The organism is Dehalococcoidia bacterium (genome assembly GCA_035528575.1).
Classification (GTDB): domain Bacteria; phylum Chloroflexota; class Dehalococcoidia; order E44-bin15; family E44-bin15; genus DATKYK01.
In genome coordinates this window covers 15,538-31,399 of the sequence record DATKYK010000044.1, presented here as the reverse complement: position 1 = coordinate 31,399, position 15,862 = coordinate 15,538, and the positions used below count along the sequence as shown (strand labels likewise).

The 15,862-nt window shown below is 53.4% G+C and carries 16 protein-coding genes; 2 read left to right on the top strand and 14 right to left on the bottom strand.

What is annotated here, in order from left to right; genetic code table 11:
• Window positions 1–36: 36 nt before the first annotated feature.
• The 10 genes from VMX96_10935 to rph form a co-directional block, all read right to left on the bottom strand.
• A complete protein-coding gene (locus VMX96_10935) occupies window positions 37–288 on the bottom strand; it encodes a hypothetical protein (GenBank protein HUU64408.1) in 252 nt (83 codons plus the stop codon).
• 21 nt (window positions 289–309) lie between these two features.
• Window positions 310–1,395, bottom strand: coding sequence for an alanine--glyoxylate aminotransferase family protein (locus tag VMX96_10930; protein HUU64407.1), 1,086 nt, complete (start codon window positions 1,393–1,395; stop codon window positions 310–312).
• 117 nt (window positions 1,396–1,512) lie between these two features.
• Window positions 1,513–2,733: a tyrosine--tRNA ligase gene (gene tyrS / locus VMX96_10925; GenBank protein ID HUU64406.1), complete on the bottom strand. Its 1,221-nt coding sequence runs from the start codon at window positions 2,731–2,733 to the stop codon at window positions 1,513–1,515.
• Between the two features lie 72 nt (window positions 2,734–2,805).
• Window positions 2,806–3,798 (bottom strand): bifunctional riboflavin kinase/FAD synthetase, encoded by a 993-nt coding sequence (locus VMX96_10920; GenBank protein ID HUU64405.1) that lies wholly within the window; start codon window positions 3,796–3,798, stop codon window positions 2,806–2,808.
• 188 nt (window positions 3,799–3,986) lie between these two features.
• Window positions 3,987–5,003, bottom strand: a complete 1,017-nt coding sequence (gene aroF, locus VMX96_10915) for a 3-deoxy-7-phosphoheptulonate synthase (GenBank protein HUU64404.1) — start codon at window positions 5,001–5,003, stop codon at window positions 3,987–3,989.
• Between the two features lie 3 nt (window positions 5,004–5,006).
• Window positions 5,007–5,390 carry a chorismate mutase gene (gene aroH / locus VMX96_10910; GenBank protein HUU64403.1) on the bottom strand — a complete coding sequence of 128 codons (384 nt, stop codon included), beginning with the start codon at window positions 5,388–5,390 and terminating at the stop codon, window positions 5,007–5,009.
• Between the two features lie 9 nt (window positions 5,391–5,399).
• The gene (locus tag VMX96_10905; protein HUU64402.1) at window positions 5,400–6,203 is read right to left on the bottom strand and encodes a type II CAAX endopeptidase family protein; all 804 of its coding nucleotides are present in this window, start codon (window positions 6,201–6,203) and stop codon (window positions 5,400–5,402) included.
• A 4-nt stretch (window positions 6,204–6,207) separates the two neighbouring features.
• Window positions 6,208–7,569 carry a CoA transferase gene (locus VMX96_10900; GenBank protein HUU64401.1) on the bottom strand — a complete coding sequence of 454 codons (1,362 nt, stop codon included), beginning with the start codon at window positions 7,567–7,569 and terminating at the stop codon, window positions 6,208–6,210.
• Between the two features lie 422 nt (window positions 7,570–7,991).
• A complete protein-coding gene (locus tag VMX96_10895; GenBank protein ID HUU64400.1) occupies window positions 7,992–9,188 on the bottom strand; it encodes a CoA transferase in 1,197 nt (398 codons plus the stop codon).
• Between the two features lies 1 nt (window position 9,189).
• On the bottom strand, window positions 9,190–9,912 hold the full coding sequence (rph, locus tag VMX96_10890) for a ribonuclease PH (protein HUU64399.1): 723 nt from the start codon (window positions 9,910–9,912) through the stop codon (window positions 9,190–9,192).
• Between the two features lie 412 nt (window positions 9,913–10,324).
• Here rph and VMX96_10885 point away from each other — a divergent pair, with 412 nt between their 5' ends.
• Together VMX96_10885 and VMX96_10880 are read left to right on the top strand one after the other, a co-directional pair.
• The gene (locus VMX96_10885) at window positions 10,325–10,615 is read left to right on the top strand and encodes a Smr/MutS family protein (protein HUU64398.1); all 291 of its coding nucleotides are present in this window, start codon (window positions 10,325–10,327) and stop codon (window positions 10,613–10,615) included.
• The gene (locus VMX96_10880) at window positions 10,612–11,103 is read left to right on the top strand and encodes a YfcE family phosphodiesterase (GenBank protein ID HUU64397.1); all 492 of its coding nucleotides are present in this window, start codon (window positions 10,612–10,614) and stop codon (window positions 11,101–11,103) included. The genes VMX96_10885 and VMX96_10880 overlap by 4 nt, the downstream gene beginning before the upstream one ends.
• Window positions 11,104–11,428: 325 nt before the next feature.
• On the opposite strand, the gene VMX96_10875 is transcribed toward VMX96_10880, so the two are convergent.
• From VMX96_10875 to VMX96_10860, 4 genes are all read right to left on the bottom strand, one after another.
• Entirely contained in the window at window positions 11,429–11,878 is a 450-nt protein-coding gene (locus VMX96_10875) for a hypothetical protein (protein HUU64396.1), read from the bottom strand.
• 222 nt (window positions 11,879–12,100) lie between these two features.
• Window positions 12,101–12,928 (bottom strand): hypothetical protein, encoded by an 828-nt coding sequence (locus tag VMX96_10870; protein HUU64395.1) that lies wholly within the window; start codon window positions 12,926–12,928, stop codon window positions 12,101–12,103.
• Between the two features lie 213 nt (window positions 12,929–13,141).
• Window positions 13,142–14,068, bottom strand: coding sequence for a universal stress protein (locus tag VMX96_10865; protein ID HUU64394.1), 927 nt, complete (start codon window positions 14,066–14,068; stop codon window positions 13,142–13,144).
• 172 nt (window positions 14,069–14,240) lie between these two features.
• A complete protein-coding gene (locus VMX96_10860; protein HUU64393.1) occupies window positions 14,241–15,389 on the bottom strand; it encodes an NADH:flavin oxidoreductase in 1,149 nt (382 codons plus the stop codon).
• Between the last annotated feature and the right edge of the window lie 473 nt (window positions 15,390–15,862).

Genomic DNA, 15,862 nt, shown 5'->3' with positions numbered 1-15,862 from the left:
TCCTAGTTTAACCTGCCTTTAATCGATTACTCGCATCTACGGTAAAATTTTATCGGATAGGAATTTATTAACTGCCTCAGATACCTCCTCCTTGGAGCACTTCACCCGCCACATCCCCTGGGGGAGGTTGATCTTTAGCCACTTGCGGTACCATTTCTCACGGATGCCTTTGCTGATAACGAGGACGAAATCCCCGCTCCTGGGGTCCTGGGATATTTCAATGAGACCCCTATTCTTTAACCCTCGCATTCCCAACCGGGACACGACCCCGATCTCCTCGATCTCCATTGTAATCACCTCCTGGTAATCTCACCCGGAGAAGCCTGCCTGGGGCAGGGCCGCCTTCAGCGCCTCGATCACGGCATCGATGTCCCCCTCGTTTACATAGCCGAGGTGACCGATGCGAAAGATCTTACCGTCCAGCCGCTGCTGCCCTCCGGCGAGTACAGTATCATACTCCTCCCGCAGGATCTTGAGAAGCTTCTTAGAGTCGAGACCTTTAGTCGCCTTAACCGCCGTGATCGTGTTTGAAGCGCAGCTTTCATCAGCAAATAGGGAGAGCCCCAGCGATTTCACCGCCTCCCTCGCCTTCGCCGCTATGCGGGCATGGCGTGCAAAGATGTTTTTGAGCCCCTCTCGCTGAAGCAGCTCTAGGGCAGCATCGAGGGCGTAGAACGTAGAAACAGCCGGGGTCCAGGGGGTCTGCCCTTTCTCTAGAAATTTCTTGGCTTTGGCGAAGTCCCAGTAGTATTTGGGCATCTTGGCTTGAGCCTGCGCCTGCCATGCGCGGTCGCTGACGCTGACCATCGCCAGCCCGGGAGGGGCCATCCACCCCTTCTGCGAGCCGGTAATCACCACATCGCACCCCCACTTGTCGGTGGGCAGGTCAATGCAGCCTAGACTGCTGATGGCGTCCACTATAAGGAGCTTTTCGTACTCTTGAACCACAGCGCTTATAGCAGCTAAATCATTGGTTACAGCAGTGGATGTTTCATTATGAGTCACCAGCACTGCTTTTATGCCGGCGTCATTGGAAAGCGCCCGGCGCACCTCCTGGGGGTCGACGGCGGTGCCCCACTCAAAGCTGAGCCGCTCAACATGAGCGCCGAATATCTCGGCGATATCGGCAAAGCGGTCGCCAAAGGCTCCGTTGGCCACTACCAGCACCTTGTCCCCTGGCGAGAGGGTGTTCACGATGGCTGCCTCCATGCCTCCGGTTCCGGAGCAGGTGAGGAGAAATACGTCCCCCTCGGTCTGAAACATGGCTTTGAGGATGTCGGTTACCTTATGGATTATCTCGGCAAACTGGGGCCCGCGATGATTGATCATCTGCCTGGTCATCGTCTGCAGGATTTCATCGGGTAGCGGGGTGGGTCCGGGAATGCGTAACTGCATGCTCTGCCTCCGTAATTAGCGATTTTTAGACATTATACCCTGAATCGCTAACATAGTGAAGTAGGAAACATGTTTGCCTAGTCTGGTGTGGGCAAAGGGGGTGGGTAAGTGGGAAGCTCAGGTTTGCTTATCGGCATCAACGATTCTAACAAAGCGGCGCTTGCCCACCTTGATGATGCTGCCGTCTTTGATTATTACTTTCTCGCTGGTAACTCGCTTACCGTCAATCTCAATGGCCCCTTGGGCTAAAAGGCGCTTTGCCTCGCTGTTGCTTTTGGCAAGCCCGGTCACGACAATTAGACCGGAGGTTTGATGAACGGTTCCGGCTCCGACTGAAATGCGAGCTTTAGGTATCTCCTCTGGCATTTCTTTTTTCTGAACCACCTTCTCGAACTCCACCTCCGCATCCTGAGCAGCCTTAGGGTCGTGGAACTGCTCCACCAGCTCATGGGCTAATCTCTTCTTCAAGACCATCGGGTTCACCGAACCGCTAGCAATATCCTTGCGGTACTGGGCAAGCTCTTCATCAGTGACATCGGTAAGGAGCTCGAAGTAGTCCATCATGAGGCCGTCGGGAATGCTCATCACCTTGCCATACATGTCATTTGGGGGCTCATCGATGGCGATGTAGTTCCCCAGGCTTTTCGACATCTTCATGCTGCCGTCGGTGCCCACAAGCAGAGGCACCAGGAAGACCTGCTGCGGGGGTTGCCCCATCATCTGCTGAAGCTCCCGCCCTACCAGGCAGTTGAAGGTCTGGTCGGTGCCCCCGAACTCAACATCGGCCTCGATTTCTACGGAGTCATAGGCCTGAAGCAAGGGGTAGAGAAACTCGGTGATGGCGATGGGGCGGCCTGAGGCGTACCTTTTGGAGAAGTCGTCCCGCTGCAGCATCTGGGCCACGGTAAACTTGCTGGCAAGTCCAATGACATCTGAGAGGCTGAACTTGCCAAACCACTCGCTCTGCCAGACCACCCTGGTCTTTTCCCTAGCGACCACCTTGAAGAACTGCTTCAAATACGTCTCGGCATTGGCGCGCACCTCATCGGGGGATAGCATGGGGCGGGTCTGCGATTCGCCGCTGGGGTCGCCGATACGCGCGGTCCAGTCACCGACGATGAGGATGACCTGGTGCCCCAGCTCCTGAAACTGGCGCAGCTTCCTGAGCCCAACTACATGCCCCAGGTGGATGTCGGGACAGCTGGGGTCGAAGCCCTGCTTTAGGCGGAGCTTTCGCCCCGACTCCAGGAGCCTTTCCAGCTCCTCTTCGATGATGATCTCGGCAACCCCTCTTTTCAGGAGATGCCTGAAGTGCTCACTATCGTTTGTCTTCCCCATTGCTTGTTCTTTTAATCTCCCCTTAAAGCGTTCTAGCGTTTTAAGCGTTTAAACGTTTAAGCGTCTATCTGCTTAGGGGCGCTTGAGCAGCGACCTCGCCTGCTCCATGTCTCTTGCTATCTGAGCCTTCAGCTCCTGGGCACTTGAGAACCTCTCCTCACCGCGCAGCCGCTCCACCAGCTCGAGCTTGAGCTTCTGCCCATAGAGATCACCGGCGAAATCGAGGAGGTGAGCCTCCACTATGCGCTTGCTGCCATCGAAGGTGGGGCGAAGGCCGATATTTATTACCGCCTGATAAGCCGTTTCGCTGTCTGCCTTGTGTGCCGTTTTACGAGACCGCCCTCGTGCAGCGGGGCGGACTCCAATATTTCGTTCGGAGAAGAAGGCCTGAGCAGCATAGACCCCATCGGCAGGCAGGGCTTGCTCCCGTTCCGGGATGAGGTTTGCTGTCGGAAATCCCAGGCTTTTACCTCGCGCATCCCCATGTGATACCTGTCCCGTTAGGGTGAAGTATCGCCCCAGGAGTTCGCCTACCTCCTTCACATTACCCCGGGAGAGCGCCCCGCGGACCGCCGTGCTGCTCACCACCTTACCCTGCAATAACCTGGGCGGAACCACCTCGACAGAGAAATCAAGCTCCTCACCCAGCGACTTAAGGGCACGGGCATCTCCCTCTCTACCACTGCCTAGGGCGAAGTCGGGCCCGATAACCAGCCCCCGCATCCTGAGGTAGCGCTTCAGCAGCGTGATGAATTCCCGGGCACTGAGCTGAGATAGTTCAGGGGTGAAGGAGAGGGTAACGACATGCGCCACACCGAGGCTTTCCAGAAGTCTAATCCGTTCCTCGAGGGTGGTCAGGCAGGTAATCTGGGAGCGTGGCGAAAACAACAAGCGGGGATGGTGCTTGAAGGTTATCACCCCGCTCATAAGGCCCTCAGAAGCGGCCTTCTCTTTAAGCTTCTCGATAAGAAACCGGTGCCCCAGGTGAACCCCATCGAAAACCCCGATGGTAAACGCCGTGTCCCCTTCTGGCACCGCTCTGGATAGCTCTTCCTCAACGAGCATATTTTCCCTCAAGTACTTATGCGGAAATCCCCATCATCTCTTCTTAACTATCCCGTAGTCGGGGGTGCTAGGGCTGGGAAATCGCATTCTCGAACAAGGCGATTAGACGTTTACTTTTACAACCTGGTACTAGCTTGGTGACCAATGATGCGCAGAAATGCCCGTATAACCTTAGGGTCTCATCGCCATCAGGCCATTTTGCGTCCCACCGAGGCCGCCACCGGCACGACCTGCGCCATGAGTTGCTGGAAGTTTTCGAAGGTGAGCGACTGAGCGCCATCCTTGAGGGCATGTTCCGGATTGGGGTGAACCTCGACCATCAGTCCGTCAGCTCCGGCAGCCACTGCGGCCAGGGAGACGGGGGTAACCAGGTGCCATTTGCCGGTGCCATGGCTGGGGTCGGCGATGATGGGCAGGTGGCTCAGCTTCTTGATAACGGGGATGGCACTTATATCCATTGTATTTCTGGTGTATGTTTCGAAGGTCCTGATCCCCCGCTCACAGAGCATGACCTGGCGGTTGCCCTGGGCCAGGATGTATTCTGCAGAGAGCAGCCACTCCTGAATGGTTGCCGAGAGCCCCCTTTTGAGCATAACCGGCATTTGTGACTTGCCCACCTCATCCAGGAGGGTGAAGTTCTGCATGTTGCGCGCCCCTACCTGGAGGATATCGGCATAGCGTAAGACTAACTCTACATCGTGAGGGGCCATCACCTCGGTGATAACGGGCATTCCGGTCTCCCGGCGTGCCTGCGCCAGGAGCTCGAGCCCATCCTTGCCCAGCCCGCGAAAGCTATAGGGGGAGGTTGATGGTTTGAAGGCACCTCCGCGCAGGATATTGGCACCTGCTGCCTTCACCGCACGCGCCGACTGCAGGAGCTGCTCCTCGGTCTCCACGGCGCAGGGGCCAGCTATCACTACCAGCGCCTCACCGCCGATGGTCACATCTCCCACCTTGATTACGCTATCCTCGGACTGAAACTCACGACCGGCAAGCTTATGTGGCCGGCTGATGGGCACAACGTCGTCCACTCCGGGCCACAGCTCAAGCGTCTCCTTCAGTTCGGGGTTGGTTCGCCCTACCACGCCGACCACCGTTCGCTCCACTCCCTGGGATACATGACCGGTGAATCCCATTTGGGTCAGCCGCTCCAGAATGTCCGTCAGTTCCTTTTCGGTATGCCCTTGATGCATTACGATAAACATTTATTATACCTCCAGACTCCCTTCTTGGTTATCGCTCCCGGATCTCAACTCCCTGGCTCCCTTAGTATAAATATGGACGATCTCCTCTGCGCCCTTTTCCGTATTGAAGAGAATCAGGATACGCAGGCACATGGGCAGGCTGCCGGGGACGTTCATCTCATGCCCGCACAGCATGGGTACCTGGGAAAGACCCAGCTCCCTGGCTGCCGCCGCGGGGAACGTGCGGTTAATGTCAGGGGTGGTAGTGAAGAAGATACAGGTTACCTCCTCTTCCTGAACCCCATTGGTCTGGACCATCTCCTGTAGTAACTCCTTGGCCGCTGCCAGGGTGTCTTCCCTGGTATTGTCATCGACCGTAGTTGCCCCACGAATGCCACGACACCTCATTTGCTCTCACTACTGATATAATATCATAAATAACAGGGCAATGGAATTATAGGCGAAATGGGTGAAGATACAGGCCCATATTGAGCCAGTCCTCATGTAAAGCCAGGCAAGTAAGAGACCCAAGAGGAAAATGGGAAGGAAAGCTCCCGGTTGCATAATGTGTGCCGCCGAGAACAGCAGGGCGCTAACAATAGCACCCCAGCCGTACCCATAGCGTTTGCCGATGCCGCTGAATAGAAAGCCGCGGAAAAAGACCTCCTCGGCAACCGGGGCGACCACGACTGCGAGCACAGCAATGGTCGCCAGGCCGAGACCGCTATTAGTGAACTCGAGTGTCACCGAGGAAGTGGGCTCTTCCCATAATGAGGTCATCAACATATCGTAGAGGATGCTGATTAACAGGCCTCCCAGTACTACAATGGTGGCTAATGTGAGGCCTCTCCTCACATTGAAGGAGCGAAACCCTAGGGCACGCCAGCCAAGGCGGTACTTGAAAGCGCTGAACCGCCATGCCCCGTAGACCATTGCCCCTTCACCAACTGCCATTCCCGCGAACGCTATTAGCAGCCACTGCTGAAGCAGGCCCTCGGAGGCAAGTAGATCAAAGAACTCCTCGACGAGTTGGTTTATATTAGTGTATTGGAGGTCGATCTCGAGATAGGCATCCGGGCCAATAAGCAGAGATGTGGCAATTCCCAGGCCAGCGGAAAGAATAATTGTCAAACCTATTATCAATCCGATCCCCTTGACCATGTCCATCACGGTCCAGGGAATTGGCTCCGCTTGCGGCTGCTCTTCCTTCTTTTCTTCCATGGTATCAGGCCTCCAGGTATGAGAGCGGCTCGCTGGCGCTCACCCCTTCATCAGCCAGTTGCCATATCTCCTCGTCAGACATTCCTAAAAGCTCTCCGAAAACATAGTGATTGTGCTCACCGAAGCAGGGGGCGGGCAGTCGAAGCCTCCCCGGCGTCCGGCTCATCCGCCAGGATACCCCCGGGTAACGATGGGTCCCTGCCTCGGGGTGTGAAAGCTCCTCAAAGAATCCCCGCTCATTGAGATTAGGGTCGTGAGCAAGTTCAGCGATATTGAGTACTGCCCCCGCCTTAACACCGGAACCCTGGAGCATGGTCATCAGCTCAATGTGGTCATGCGCCGAGGTCCACTCCCCGATAAGCCGGTCCAGCTCCTCTCGATTTGCCAGTCTACCGGAGGGGCTGGCGAATTGCTCTTCCCTGGTCCAGGGTGGGTCGCCCATAGCATAGCAAAGGGAACGCCACTCATCATCGGAGGAGATGGCGATGGCAATCCACGCATCCCCTTTTTCGTTCTCCCCACTCCTTCTATGCCCTTCTTGGTTCTCTCCAACCTTAACACCCCACCCCTGTGCGCGGTAGCAACCGTGGGGTGCCATCGTGGAGTGGCGATTTCCCACGGGTTTTGCCGCTCTTTGGTTCATGGTATAATCCATAATCGCCTCCCCGAGGAGCGGCGTGACCGCTTCACGCATGGCGAGATCGATGTGCTGCCCACGGCCGCTAAGGCGGCGATAGCGTAGCGCCGCCAGAATAGCGAAGGCAGCGTGAAGCCCGCTGGTGGCATCGGCGTACGCCACCCCGGGCTTGAGCGGCTCTCCATCGGGATAGGCGGTGAGCTCTGAGAGACCGACCATGGCTTCGATTCCCTCACCATATGTAACATAGTCTCTATAAGGGCCGTCCTGGCCATACCCGGAGAGGGAGATCATGATAATCTGGGGGTTGGTCTCCCTGAGAACGTGATAGTCCAGGCCAAAGTTCTTCATCACCCTGGGGGTGAAATTCTCCACCACCACATCGCTCACCTTTACCAGACTTTTAAAAACATTAACCCCGAGGGGCTTTGCCAGGTCGATGGTTATAGCATACTTGTTTCGGTTCACCTCGTTGTAGTAGGCGAAACGATTGTAGGAGCTTTCCCCGGTGTCGCCATCGGGGAAGGAAGCGCCGAAGGCACCGCCGGGCTTAATCCTGGGGAGCGCCCCTCCCCTCCCCGAGCGGGCGGCGCACTCAACCCGGATAATCTCCGCCCCCATGTCCGCCAGAAGCTTGGTGGCATAGGGGCCGGCGAAAATCTGTGAGAGGTCGATCACCCTCAAACTGGTTAAGGCTTGCGCTGCTTCATCCCTCATCTTCTGTTCCACTGCGGTTGGTCTCTCTTTTACTGCCAGTATTCCTAGTAAGGCTCCTGCTCTATTTCTTGTATGTGTCGTTTTATATCTTGGCGAGCTAAACTTCTGGTATGTTGGCCTCCTAAAAAACGGCACCTCCGGGCACTTGGCTCTCTCTATTCCAAATACAACCCGTTAGTTGCTCGGCACCATTCTTCTTAGATATTGGCAGATGGGTGCAAAGAATTTTGCTGTGATAGCGGGAACACATTTATTTAATATAGGTTCGAGACTTCTCACTCGCCAAGGCGGGTCACCTGCGACAAGGCGAAGGATCGGTATCCAGTTGTAAATCTCGACTATTAGAATATCGGATTTTTGATACTTAGTTAGCATTGTTCTTCCTGTGACTTGCTTTCTTATCTTCGATTAAGTGACGATAACTCCCCTTCTCCCTAGATAACCCCTTGCTCCTTCAGCTCTATAAGGTGGTCCTGGCTTAAGCCCAATGCCTCACTATAAACCTCATCGTTATGCTCACCGAGGAGCGGCGCCCGCCGCACCTCGGCGGGGGTCTCGCTCATCCTGAAGGGGGCTCCCGGGTAGGTAAGGGTACCGGCCTGGGGGTGTCCTATTTCGTGAAAGAAGCCCCTTGCTTCATATTGAGGGTCCCCCATCAGCTCATCGATCCCGAGCACCGGAGCGAAGGGAATCCGCCACTCCTGTGCAGTAGTGAAGATCTCCCGTTTATCACGGTTTTCAATCCAGGGCTGTATCAAGCTCTCGACCTCATCGGCATATTGGTAGCGCAGGGGAGATGCGAAACGGGGCTGCATGAGCTGAGGGGTATCCAGAAAGGTGGAGAAATGGTCCCAGTTTGCCCCCGCCTGAACATGGATATAGCCATCCCTGGTGGGCATCACCCTTGAAGGGCACTGAAGGTGGTGGCGCGAGCCAGTGCGCCCCCTGACGAAGCCGCTGTAGCTATACATGGTTACCGAGGCTTCGAGGATGGAGGCGACCGCCTCCTGAAGGGAGACATCGATGTGTTGCCCCTTACGGGTCTCGTCTCGAAAATAGAGGGCGCAGAGGGTTGCCACCGCTGCATTGAGCCCTGCCTGATACTCCGCCTGAGATAGGGGGAGCTTCAGCGGCGTGCCGTCAGCCTCCCCGGTAAGCCCCATCAATCCGCCCATTGCCTGGGCTACAATATCCGAGCCATCCCACTCCCGATATGGTCCCCACTGCCCAAAACAGGATATGGAGGTCATTATCAGCTCGGGGTTTATCTCCGCCAGCTTATCATAATCGAGCCCCATGCTGGCCATCACCCCGGGACGAAAGTTCTCCACCAGTATATCCGCCCTCTCTACCAGCATCCTGAATATCTGAAGGCCACTTTCACAATCCAGGTTAAGGGTAATGCCTTTCTTGCTGGTGTTAAGAAATAGAAAAAGCCCGCTTTTCTCAATGTCAGGATGGTCGCTGTGGAAGGGTCCCACCCTGCGGCCTGTGTCGCCGAGGGGTGGCTTTTCTATCTTGATTACCTCTGCCCCGTAATCGGCGAGCAGTTTGGTAGAGTATGGGCCGGAGATATTCTGGGAGAGGTCTAAGACCAGCAGACCGAATAACGCGTGATGGGGCATTTTCATCCTAGCCCTTCAGGATATCCAGCGCATCTTTCTGAGCCTGGAAAAGCTTCGCCATGCCCCCTTGAGCCAGGGCGAGCAGGGCGTCGATGGCCTCTTTGGAGAAGGGACTCGCTTCAGCAGTCCCCTGAATCTCCACAAATGTCCCCTTGCCGGTCATTACCACATTGAAGTCAACCTCAGCCCAGGAGTCCTCATCATAGCAGAGGTCGAGGAGCTGTTCCCCGCCCACGATACCCACGCTGGTTGCCGCCACCGCACTTCTTATGGGGAGGGAAGGTATGAGTCCCTTTGCTAGCAGGGTATTCAGGGTTTGAACCAGGGCCACATAGGAGCCTGTGATCGCCGCCGTCCTGGTGCCTCCATCGGCCTGGAGCACGTCACAGTCAAAGAGGAGCGTCCGCTCGCCGAGGGTATCGAGATCGACCACTGCTCTCAGGGAGCGCCCGATGAGACGCTGAATCTCGTGTGTTCTTCCACCTGAGCGACTCTCCTCCCGCGGCGTCCTGGTGTTGGTGGAACGCGGGAGCATGGCGTACTCGGCGGTGATCCAGCCTCTTCGCTCCCCCCTGAGAAAGGCGGGAACACGATCCTTTACGGTTACGGCGCAGATCACCTTTGTCTGCCCCAGCTCAATGAGCGCAGACCCTTCGGCATGGGGTTGAAAGCCGGGTATGATCCTAATAGGGCGAAGCTCGTCGTTGGAACGACCATCTAACCTGAGCAATTGTGTCACCTCACTCCGTTTGGGATGACTGGTAATGAAAAGGGGCGAAAAATCCTCCACCAATGGTCAGGACAGCGACCATAGGCCCTTCCCGATTGAGCGTTTTGAACCCTTTCTGAATAGCATAAAGTATACCACCGTGTAGATTCGCTGGCAATCCAGCATGTAGCTTGCCAGCGGCACCACCGGGGATAAAAATGGGGATGTGTTGAACGGTAGTGGAGTTTGTTCATCACTTCTAATATAAGTTTTGAATTAATTTCTTTGAACAGGGCGATAGCATAGTGACCATCCGGAGAGCCATTTATCGAATCGGACGCCCAGGTTATAAGGTAATCCTGAAGTCGCCACAACCTGTATTTTCGTAGCATGACTCCTTAACTGCTGCTATAATGATGGTGAAAGGTAAACCTTGAGTAGGCAAGACCGCCCGTCAAAGGAACTTCCAAGCGCGCCAGCGGAGGAGATTCACCTTCGCCGCCTAACCGTGGATGAGGCGCTATGGAGGCTCGACCGCTATCTCAACGATGCCTTCATCGCCGGTATGCCCTGGGTAAGGGTGATCCATGGCAAGGGAACGGGGACGCTTCGTCATGCTGTGCGTGAGGAGCTGGGGAGCAGCCCCATGGTCAAATCATTCAGGCCTGCCGGGCTGGAAGAGGGTGGTAATGGCGCCACCATAGTGGAACTGGCAAATCAGTGAAAAACAGGATTGTAGTGATCTCCGATACCCACGCCAGGAGCATTGACGTGATGCCTCGAGAGCTGCTGGCGGAGCTGGCCGCGGCTGACCTGGTTGTTCATTGCGGGGACTATATCAGCATAGCGTTGCTCAAGGAATTGCGCCAACTGGCGAAAAGTTTCATCGGCGTATGCGGCAATATGGACCCAAAGGAGATTCGAGATGAGCTTCCCGATAAGACGGTTTTTAAGGTCGGCGCGAAGCGAGTCGGGGTTATCCACCAGCTCTGGGGTGGCCCGCCCTGGGGGATCGAGGGGGATATTGCCAGGGAGTTCGAAGCGGTGGACATCATCCTCTTCGGCCACACCCACGATGTCAGCCATGAGACGATAGGGAGCGTGGTTTTCCTCAACCCAGGGCAGGCCTATCCATCCTTTAAAACACCCGCCTCTGCAGGAATCTTGGCGGTAGAGGGGGAAGGAATAACGGTCGAGCTAAAGACCTTTTAGTAGACTGATTACCGCTTCCTCTCCAATCAGACCGCATAAATGGATAGTGATCACCGGATTATCTCTTACCCTGCGACCTTCGCTGCTTGACATAGAACCCGGTAACCTCCTCTAACGAAACCTTCGGTTCCTACCCCAGATCCCTCTTTGCCTTGGAGCCGTCGATGTACATTCCTTCTTCAGAGAGCAGCAGTTTTGGCAATGGTCAGGCGGATTGGAAGATGGAGGCAGACAGCTACACAAACTGACGGAACGTGCAGTAGTGATTAACAAGACAAATGGGCGTGTTATATTCACAAGTGATTTAAGCTGCCAGAGCGACCAATCAAGGCAATTGTATCCATCGCTTCTCGTCCTTATCGTACTTAAGAACGCCTGGTCCCTGCAGTGAATCCAAATCAAGCTTGGTAAGAGCACTATAGGCATCGTCAGTGATACCTGGGTCGAGCAATACCCAGACTCCCGATGTACTATCTATGATGGTGAAACTACCTGACGGGCCAGAGGTTTTTGTGCGTTTGGCCCATATTGTGTGTACGAGCTTCTTCAGTCCCTCGTAAGAATCCTTGCCGGCTGCGGCAGCAAATGCCATAAGGAAAGCTGTGAGCGGAGCTGTGAACAGCACAATCCACGGAAAATCACCAATACCTTTGCGTTCGAATGAAGGACGCACTGTGGCCATTAACCCGGCATCATTGAACGCTTCTCTGACGGCAGCTACATCCTCAGCCGAAGCCGAACTGTCAAGACTTACCTCTAATTCTCCGAGTTCCATACATTCATCCTTATATATTTTACTGCCATTCTTAACGGAATCGGCTATATTCTCAGCGTACTCCACAGCCCGGTTACTGTCCCGCAGCGGCGGTGGCTATAAAGACTGTTTTTATTTTTCAAACTCGCATTTGGAACATTTATTTTCAAGGCTTAAAGTTTCTTTTTAAGAATTACCCATGTGCATAATATCCGATAGCATCCGCTAAGACAATGTTGGTTGCTAGAATATCTTTACGCCTATGGTGCTGGAAGTTTTGTCGAATGTTAAGTTTAATCCCCTAGACCTGAGCAAGTCTATATAGAAATTAAAGACAAAGGTCAATGTATCCGTAAACTTAAACATGGCCGATTGTATAAATCCTAAAATCTCATCAATAGAGTATTCCGGTTCATCTCTGCCACCACGGAGTGTATAGCCTTTTCCTGTCGGTGAAGATTCCCATCTTATCAATCGCTCGTAAAATCTTCCCAGCTCTTTTACTGTAGGTGGTTGCTCGTGTACCCACTTATCCCTGTGATTTCGTGTCTTTTCCCAATCTTTTGAGTCTGCAAGCTTAATTATTGCTTTTGTGATTGGGTGATCCTTCATTTTATCGCGGAGATAGTGTCCAACATATATTTGCTTGCTGCTTTTCTCATTCCCTTGCTTTCCTTTACGCTTAAAGGGCTTCAAGTCTTCGTCAGTAATATCCAGCATCATAATGATTCCGCTTGCAAGGTGCTCTCCGGCTGAATATAGCCGCAATACCGCATCATCTGCGTAGTATAGTCCGAAGGAATTTGCGGATATATTGTCTGGCGGCTTCGTCTTCTCCAAGTACCATATCCTATGGGCAAAGATTTCTCTTAGCGCATATCGAGCGTCTAAGAGGGTGTCTGCCGCTTCTCGTAAGCAAACTGACGCTATAGGAACATTGCTTTGGTGCGAGAAAGCTATGGATAAAGAATCGGGAAAGCAAATATTTGTCATGTCTTGAAGATTATCTAAATCAGGGATTTTCTGGTCAACTTTTTCCCAATCAGAATCGTCAAGCATCCCTCTACTCATCTTATCTCTCTCACTCCACCGGCCATCCTGGAATCAGGTTTTCTATCTCTTGTTTTATATTTCTCTAAACCAATCCTGGGAGAATTTGATGCCATATGACTTTGCCTTCCCCGCATTATTTCTACATGTGCAGCGATGAGCTCCTCGGAATTGAATGTACAACGTAACACACGCAACCCCTATCTTAGGCCTGACCCAGATTGTATTTGGGTTTTAGTGTGGCCTTACCAGGAATATGGGGCTGGTGCTTCTTTGCAGTACCTTATCAGCAACTTGGCCATAAGCCCACCGTATTACTCCAGTGCGCCCGTGGGTTGATAGAACAATGAGATTGAACGGATTTTTATTCGCGTACTCAATGATTTCATCGATTGGTCTTCCCAGTAATATTTCTGACCGTACCTTTAGGCCAGCATCACTAAGCCGCTTCTCAACTTCAGCCAGGTACCTCTCAGCTGCCCGCTTATGCCATGCCTTTTCCTGCTCCACATGCTCTTCCCAGCTCAATTCCATGATCGCCTCTGGGTAATCAGCCGAAATAACGGGAAGTTCACAAACTCGGAGCAGAACCACATCCACCAACTCTGTACCCCGCTGTTTTGCCAGCGCTTCAACATGGGGGAGTACAGATTCAGCGAGCTTTGAGCCATCAAGGGGAACCAGCAGCGTTCTCCTTGGCCATTTGTCGTGGACGACTTCTCCCGGGATACCGGCTCTGACAAGCCAAACAGGTACCTTTGATGCGCGGAGCACCTTGTCAGCTACGCTCCCCAAAGCCCAGCGCTTAACCCCGGACCGACCATGGGTCGCCATGAGTATCAGGTCGATATTATTCTCACCGGCATAACGAAGAATCTCTTCAGCAGGGTGGCCCACCACTAATTCACCTTGTGCTTCTACTGCTTTACCCCCGGGTTTACTTCTTGTCTTTTCCTGAACCTCTGCTGACTGACGCCTCAGAATCTCAGCTGCCCGCTCGATATAGGCTCGATGTATTGGGAGCAAGTCGTGTTCACTGGATCCAGAGACATGAAGCAGAATTAAATCTAGATCTAACCTCCCCGCAAGTTCTTTTGCGTAACCGAAGACCAGTTCGGCTAGCTCTGAACCGTCCAATGGAACGAGCATCCTCTTGTACATCCTGTCACCTCCTATTTGTATTGTGGGCTTGATGATACATTACATGTTTAGAAAAATCAATATACTCACTGTATCCATATAATGAAAAGTGTATAGTATGTCCCGGACACCGCACAGCAACAACTTGACAGCATGTTCAATTCAAGGTTATGCTCTTATGTCCCTTCTAAGTTCAATTACCTTTGCATTTCAAGGGCTCGTCTATCGGGATGCAAGCGTTGCATGACTTGCATTTAGCTGTCTCGCTCCCCATTCCCTGGAGCCAGCGATTGGGCAGATCCGGCTCTCTAATCAGAGACCTCGCCATTGAGCAGAAGTCCACACTGCCCTCTTTTAATATTTCCTCGATTTTGTCGATAGACTTAATCCCTCCTACAAGGATGATCGGGATAGCTACCTTTTTCTTAATCCTTTTGGCGGCTTCCCAGAAATAAGCCTCCTGTTCCTTGGTTTTTATACCAACCTTCGACTCGGGAAGCAGTACGGGCTTCCACCCCAGTTCCTCTTTGCTTCTGGTAATGGCTTCCCAGGTTCCACCGCTGACCTCTATGGCCGTGTACCCTATCCTGGCAAGTTCTTCTGCTATTCTCGTCGCCTCATTTGCGTCGATTCCCCCGGGGAAAAGGTCATCGCTATTTATCTTGACCAGTATGGGGAAGTCATCCCCGACCTTTCGGGTAGCGCGCTCATATATCTCTTTCATAATCATGGCGTGCCCTTGAGTGCTTCCGCCGTATTCGTCCTCCCTCCGGTTGGTATGTGGTGATAGGAAAGAGGATAAGAGGTAGCCATGGGCAGCGTGCAGTTGCACGCCGTCGAACTCAGCCTGCCTGGCTCTCAGTATTGCCTGGGAAAAGCACTCGATAATCTCGTCTATCTCCTCCGAAGTAAGCTCCCTCGGCGTGCGCTTGAATAGCGTATCGTAGACCGCTGATGGCGCGACTGGTTCCACCAGGGGTTTGAGGCATTGTATTCCGCATTGCCTTCCAAACTGAGTTAATTGTAGAACGACCCTGCAGTTGTTGCCGACTTCGTGCACAGCTCTGGCAATCTTCCTGACCAAAGGTATGAAAGAATCATCTGATATTCGGGTCATGTGCCGCCCGGCTGACCAGCCAAGATGCACAGCCGCATGCCCGGTGATTATGAGGCCCACGCCACCTTCGGCCAGGGTACGGTAGAGTTCCACCTGAGCGTTCGTGACCTTGCCATCATCGGTGGCCATGGCTTCGAAGGTCGCGGAGCGCACCAGGCGGTTCTTGAGCTTCATGCCCCCGATTTCCCCCGTTTGAAACGCTATCGAACCTTCTCTTCCAGCCATGACAGTTTCCATAATGATAGCAGGTAGCACCATAAGAGTGGCAGCCAGATAAGCGTAATAATGATAACACAACCGGATGTTAAGGCGAAGCTTCTAGACTGTCCAGCGACTTTTATACGGGGTCCAGGTCTCATACTTCTTCCACTCCATTTGGTCTCGGTTAATCCCCAGTGACTCCAGGGTATTCTTAGAGACCGCTAAAAAAGAGGTGCAGGATACTTCCTGCCGGGGGTCTCCCCGATGTATCGGGGCAGCTTTAAAAAGTCCCCCAAGATTGGGGGATTAGGGGGTTGATTGAGACTATTTCAGCAGTCTCTCTTAATATACTCACTGTATACATGGAATGCAAAGTGTATAGTATGTCCTGGACACTGCACAGCAACAACTTGACATTTTGTTGCTCCTGCCATTTTGCCCAGTTATGCTCGAAAACGGGGGTTCCTGAAGTGGAATCCTCTTGATTCTCCACGAGT

Excerpts from the sequence above, each read along its gene's own strand:
- VMX96_10905 (HUU64402.1), bottom strand. The coding sequence starts at position 6,203 with ATGGAAGAAAAGAAGGAAGAGCAGCCGCAAGCGGAGCCAATTCCCTGG.
- VMX96_10870 (HUU64395.1), bottom strand. The coding sequence starts at position 12,928 with ATGAGTAGAGGGATGCTTGACGATTCTGATTGGGAAAAAGTTGACCAG.
- aroH (HUU64403.1), bottom strand. The coding sequence starts at position 5,390 with ATGAGGTGTCGTGGCATTCGTGGGGCAACTACGGTCGATGACAATACC.
- VMX96_10860 (HUU64393.1), bottom strand. The coding sequence starts at position 15,389 with ATGGCTGGAAGAGAAGGTTCGATAGCGTTTCAAACGGGGGAAATCGGG.
- VMX96_10935 (HUU64408.1), bottom strand. The coding sequence starts at position 288 with ATGGAGATCGAGGAGATCGGGGTCGTGTCCCGGTTGGGAATGCGAGGG.
- VMX96_10930 (HUU64407.1), bottom strand. The coding sequence starts at position 1,395 with ATGCAGTTACGCATTCCCGGACCCACCCCGCTACCCGATGAAATCCTG.
- VMX96_10875 (HUU64396.1), bottom strand. The coding sequence starts at position 11,878 with ATGGAACTCGGAGAATTAGAGGTAAGTCTTGACAGTTCGGCTTCGGCT.
- VMX96_10920 (HUU64405.1), bottom strand. The coding sequence starts at position 3,798 with ATGCTCGTTGAGGAAGAGCTATCCAGAGCGGTGCCAGAAGGGGACACG.
- tyrS (HUU64406.1), bottom strand. The coding sequence starts at position 2,733 with ATGGGGAAGACAAACGATAGTGAGCACTTCAGGCATCTCCTGAAAAGA.
- VMX96_10865 (HUU64394.1), bottom strand. The coding sequence starts at position 14,068 with ATGTACAAGAGGATGCTCGTTCCATTGGACGGTTCAGAGCTAGCCGAA.
- VMX96_10895 (HUU64400.1), bottom strand. The coding sequence starts at position 9,188 with ATGAAAATGCCCCATCACGCGTTATTCGGTCTGCTGGTCTTAGACCTC.
- aroF (HUU64404.1), bottom strand. The coding sequence starts at position 5,003 with ATGTTTATCGTAATGCATCAAGGGCATACCGAAAAGGAACTGACGGAC.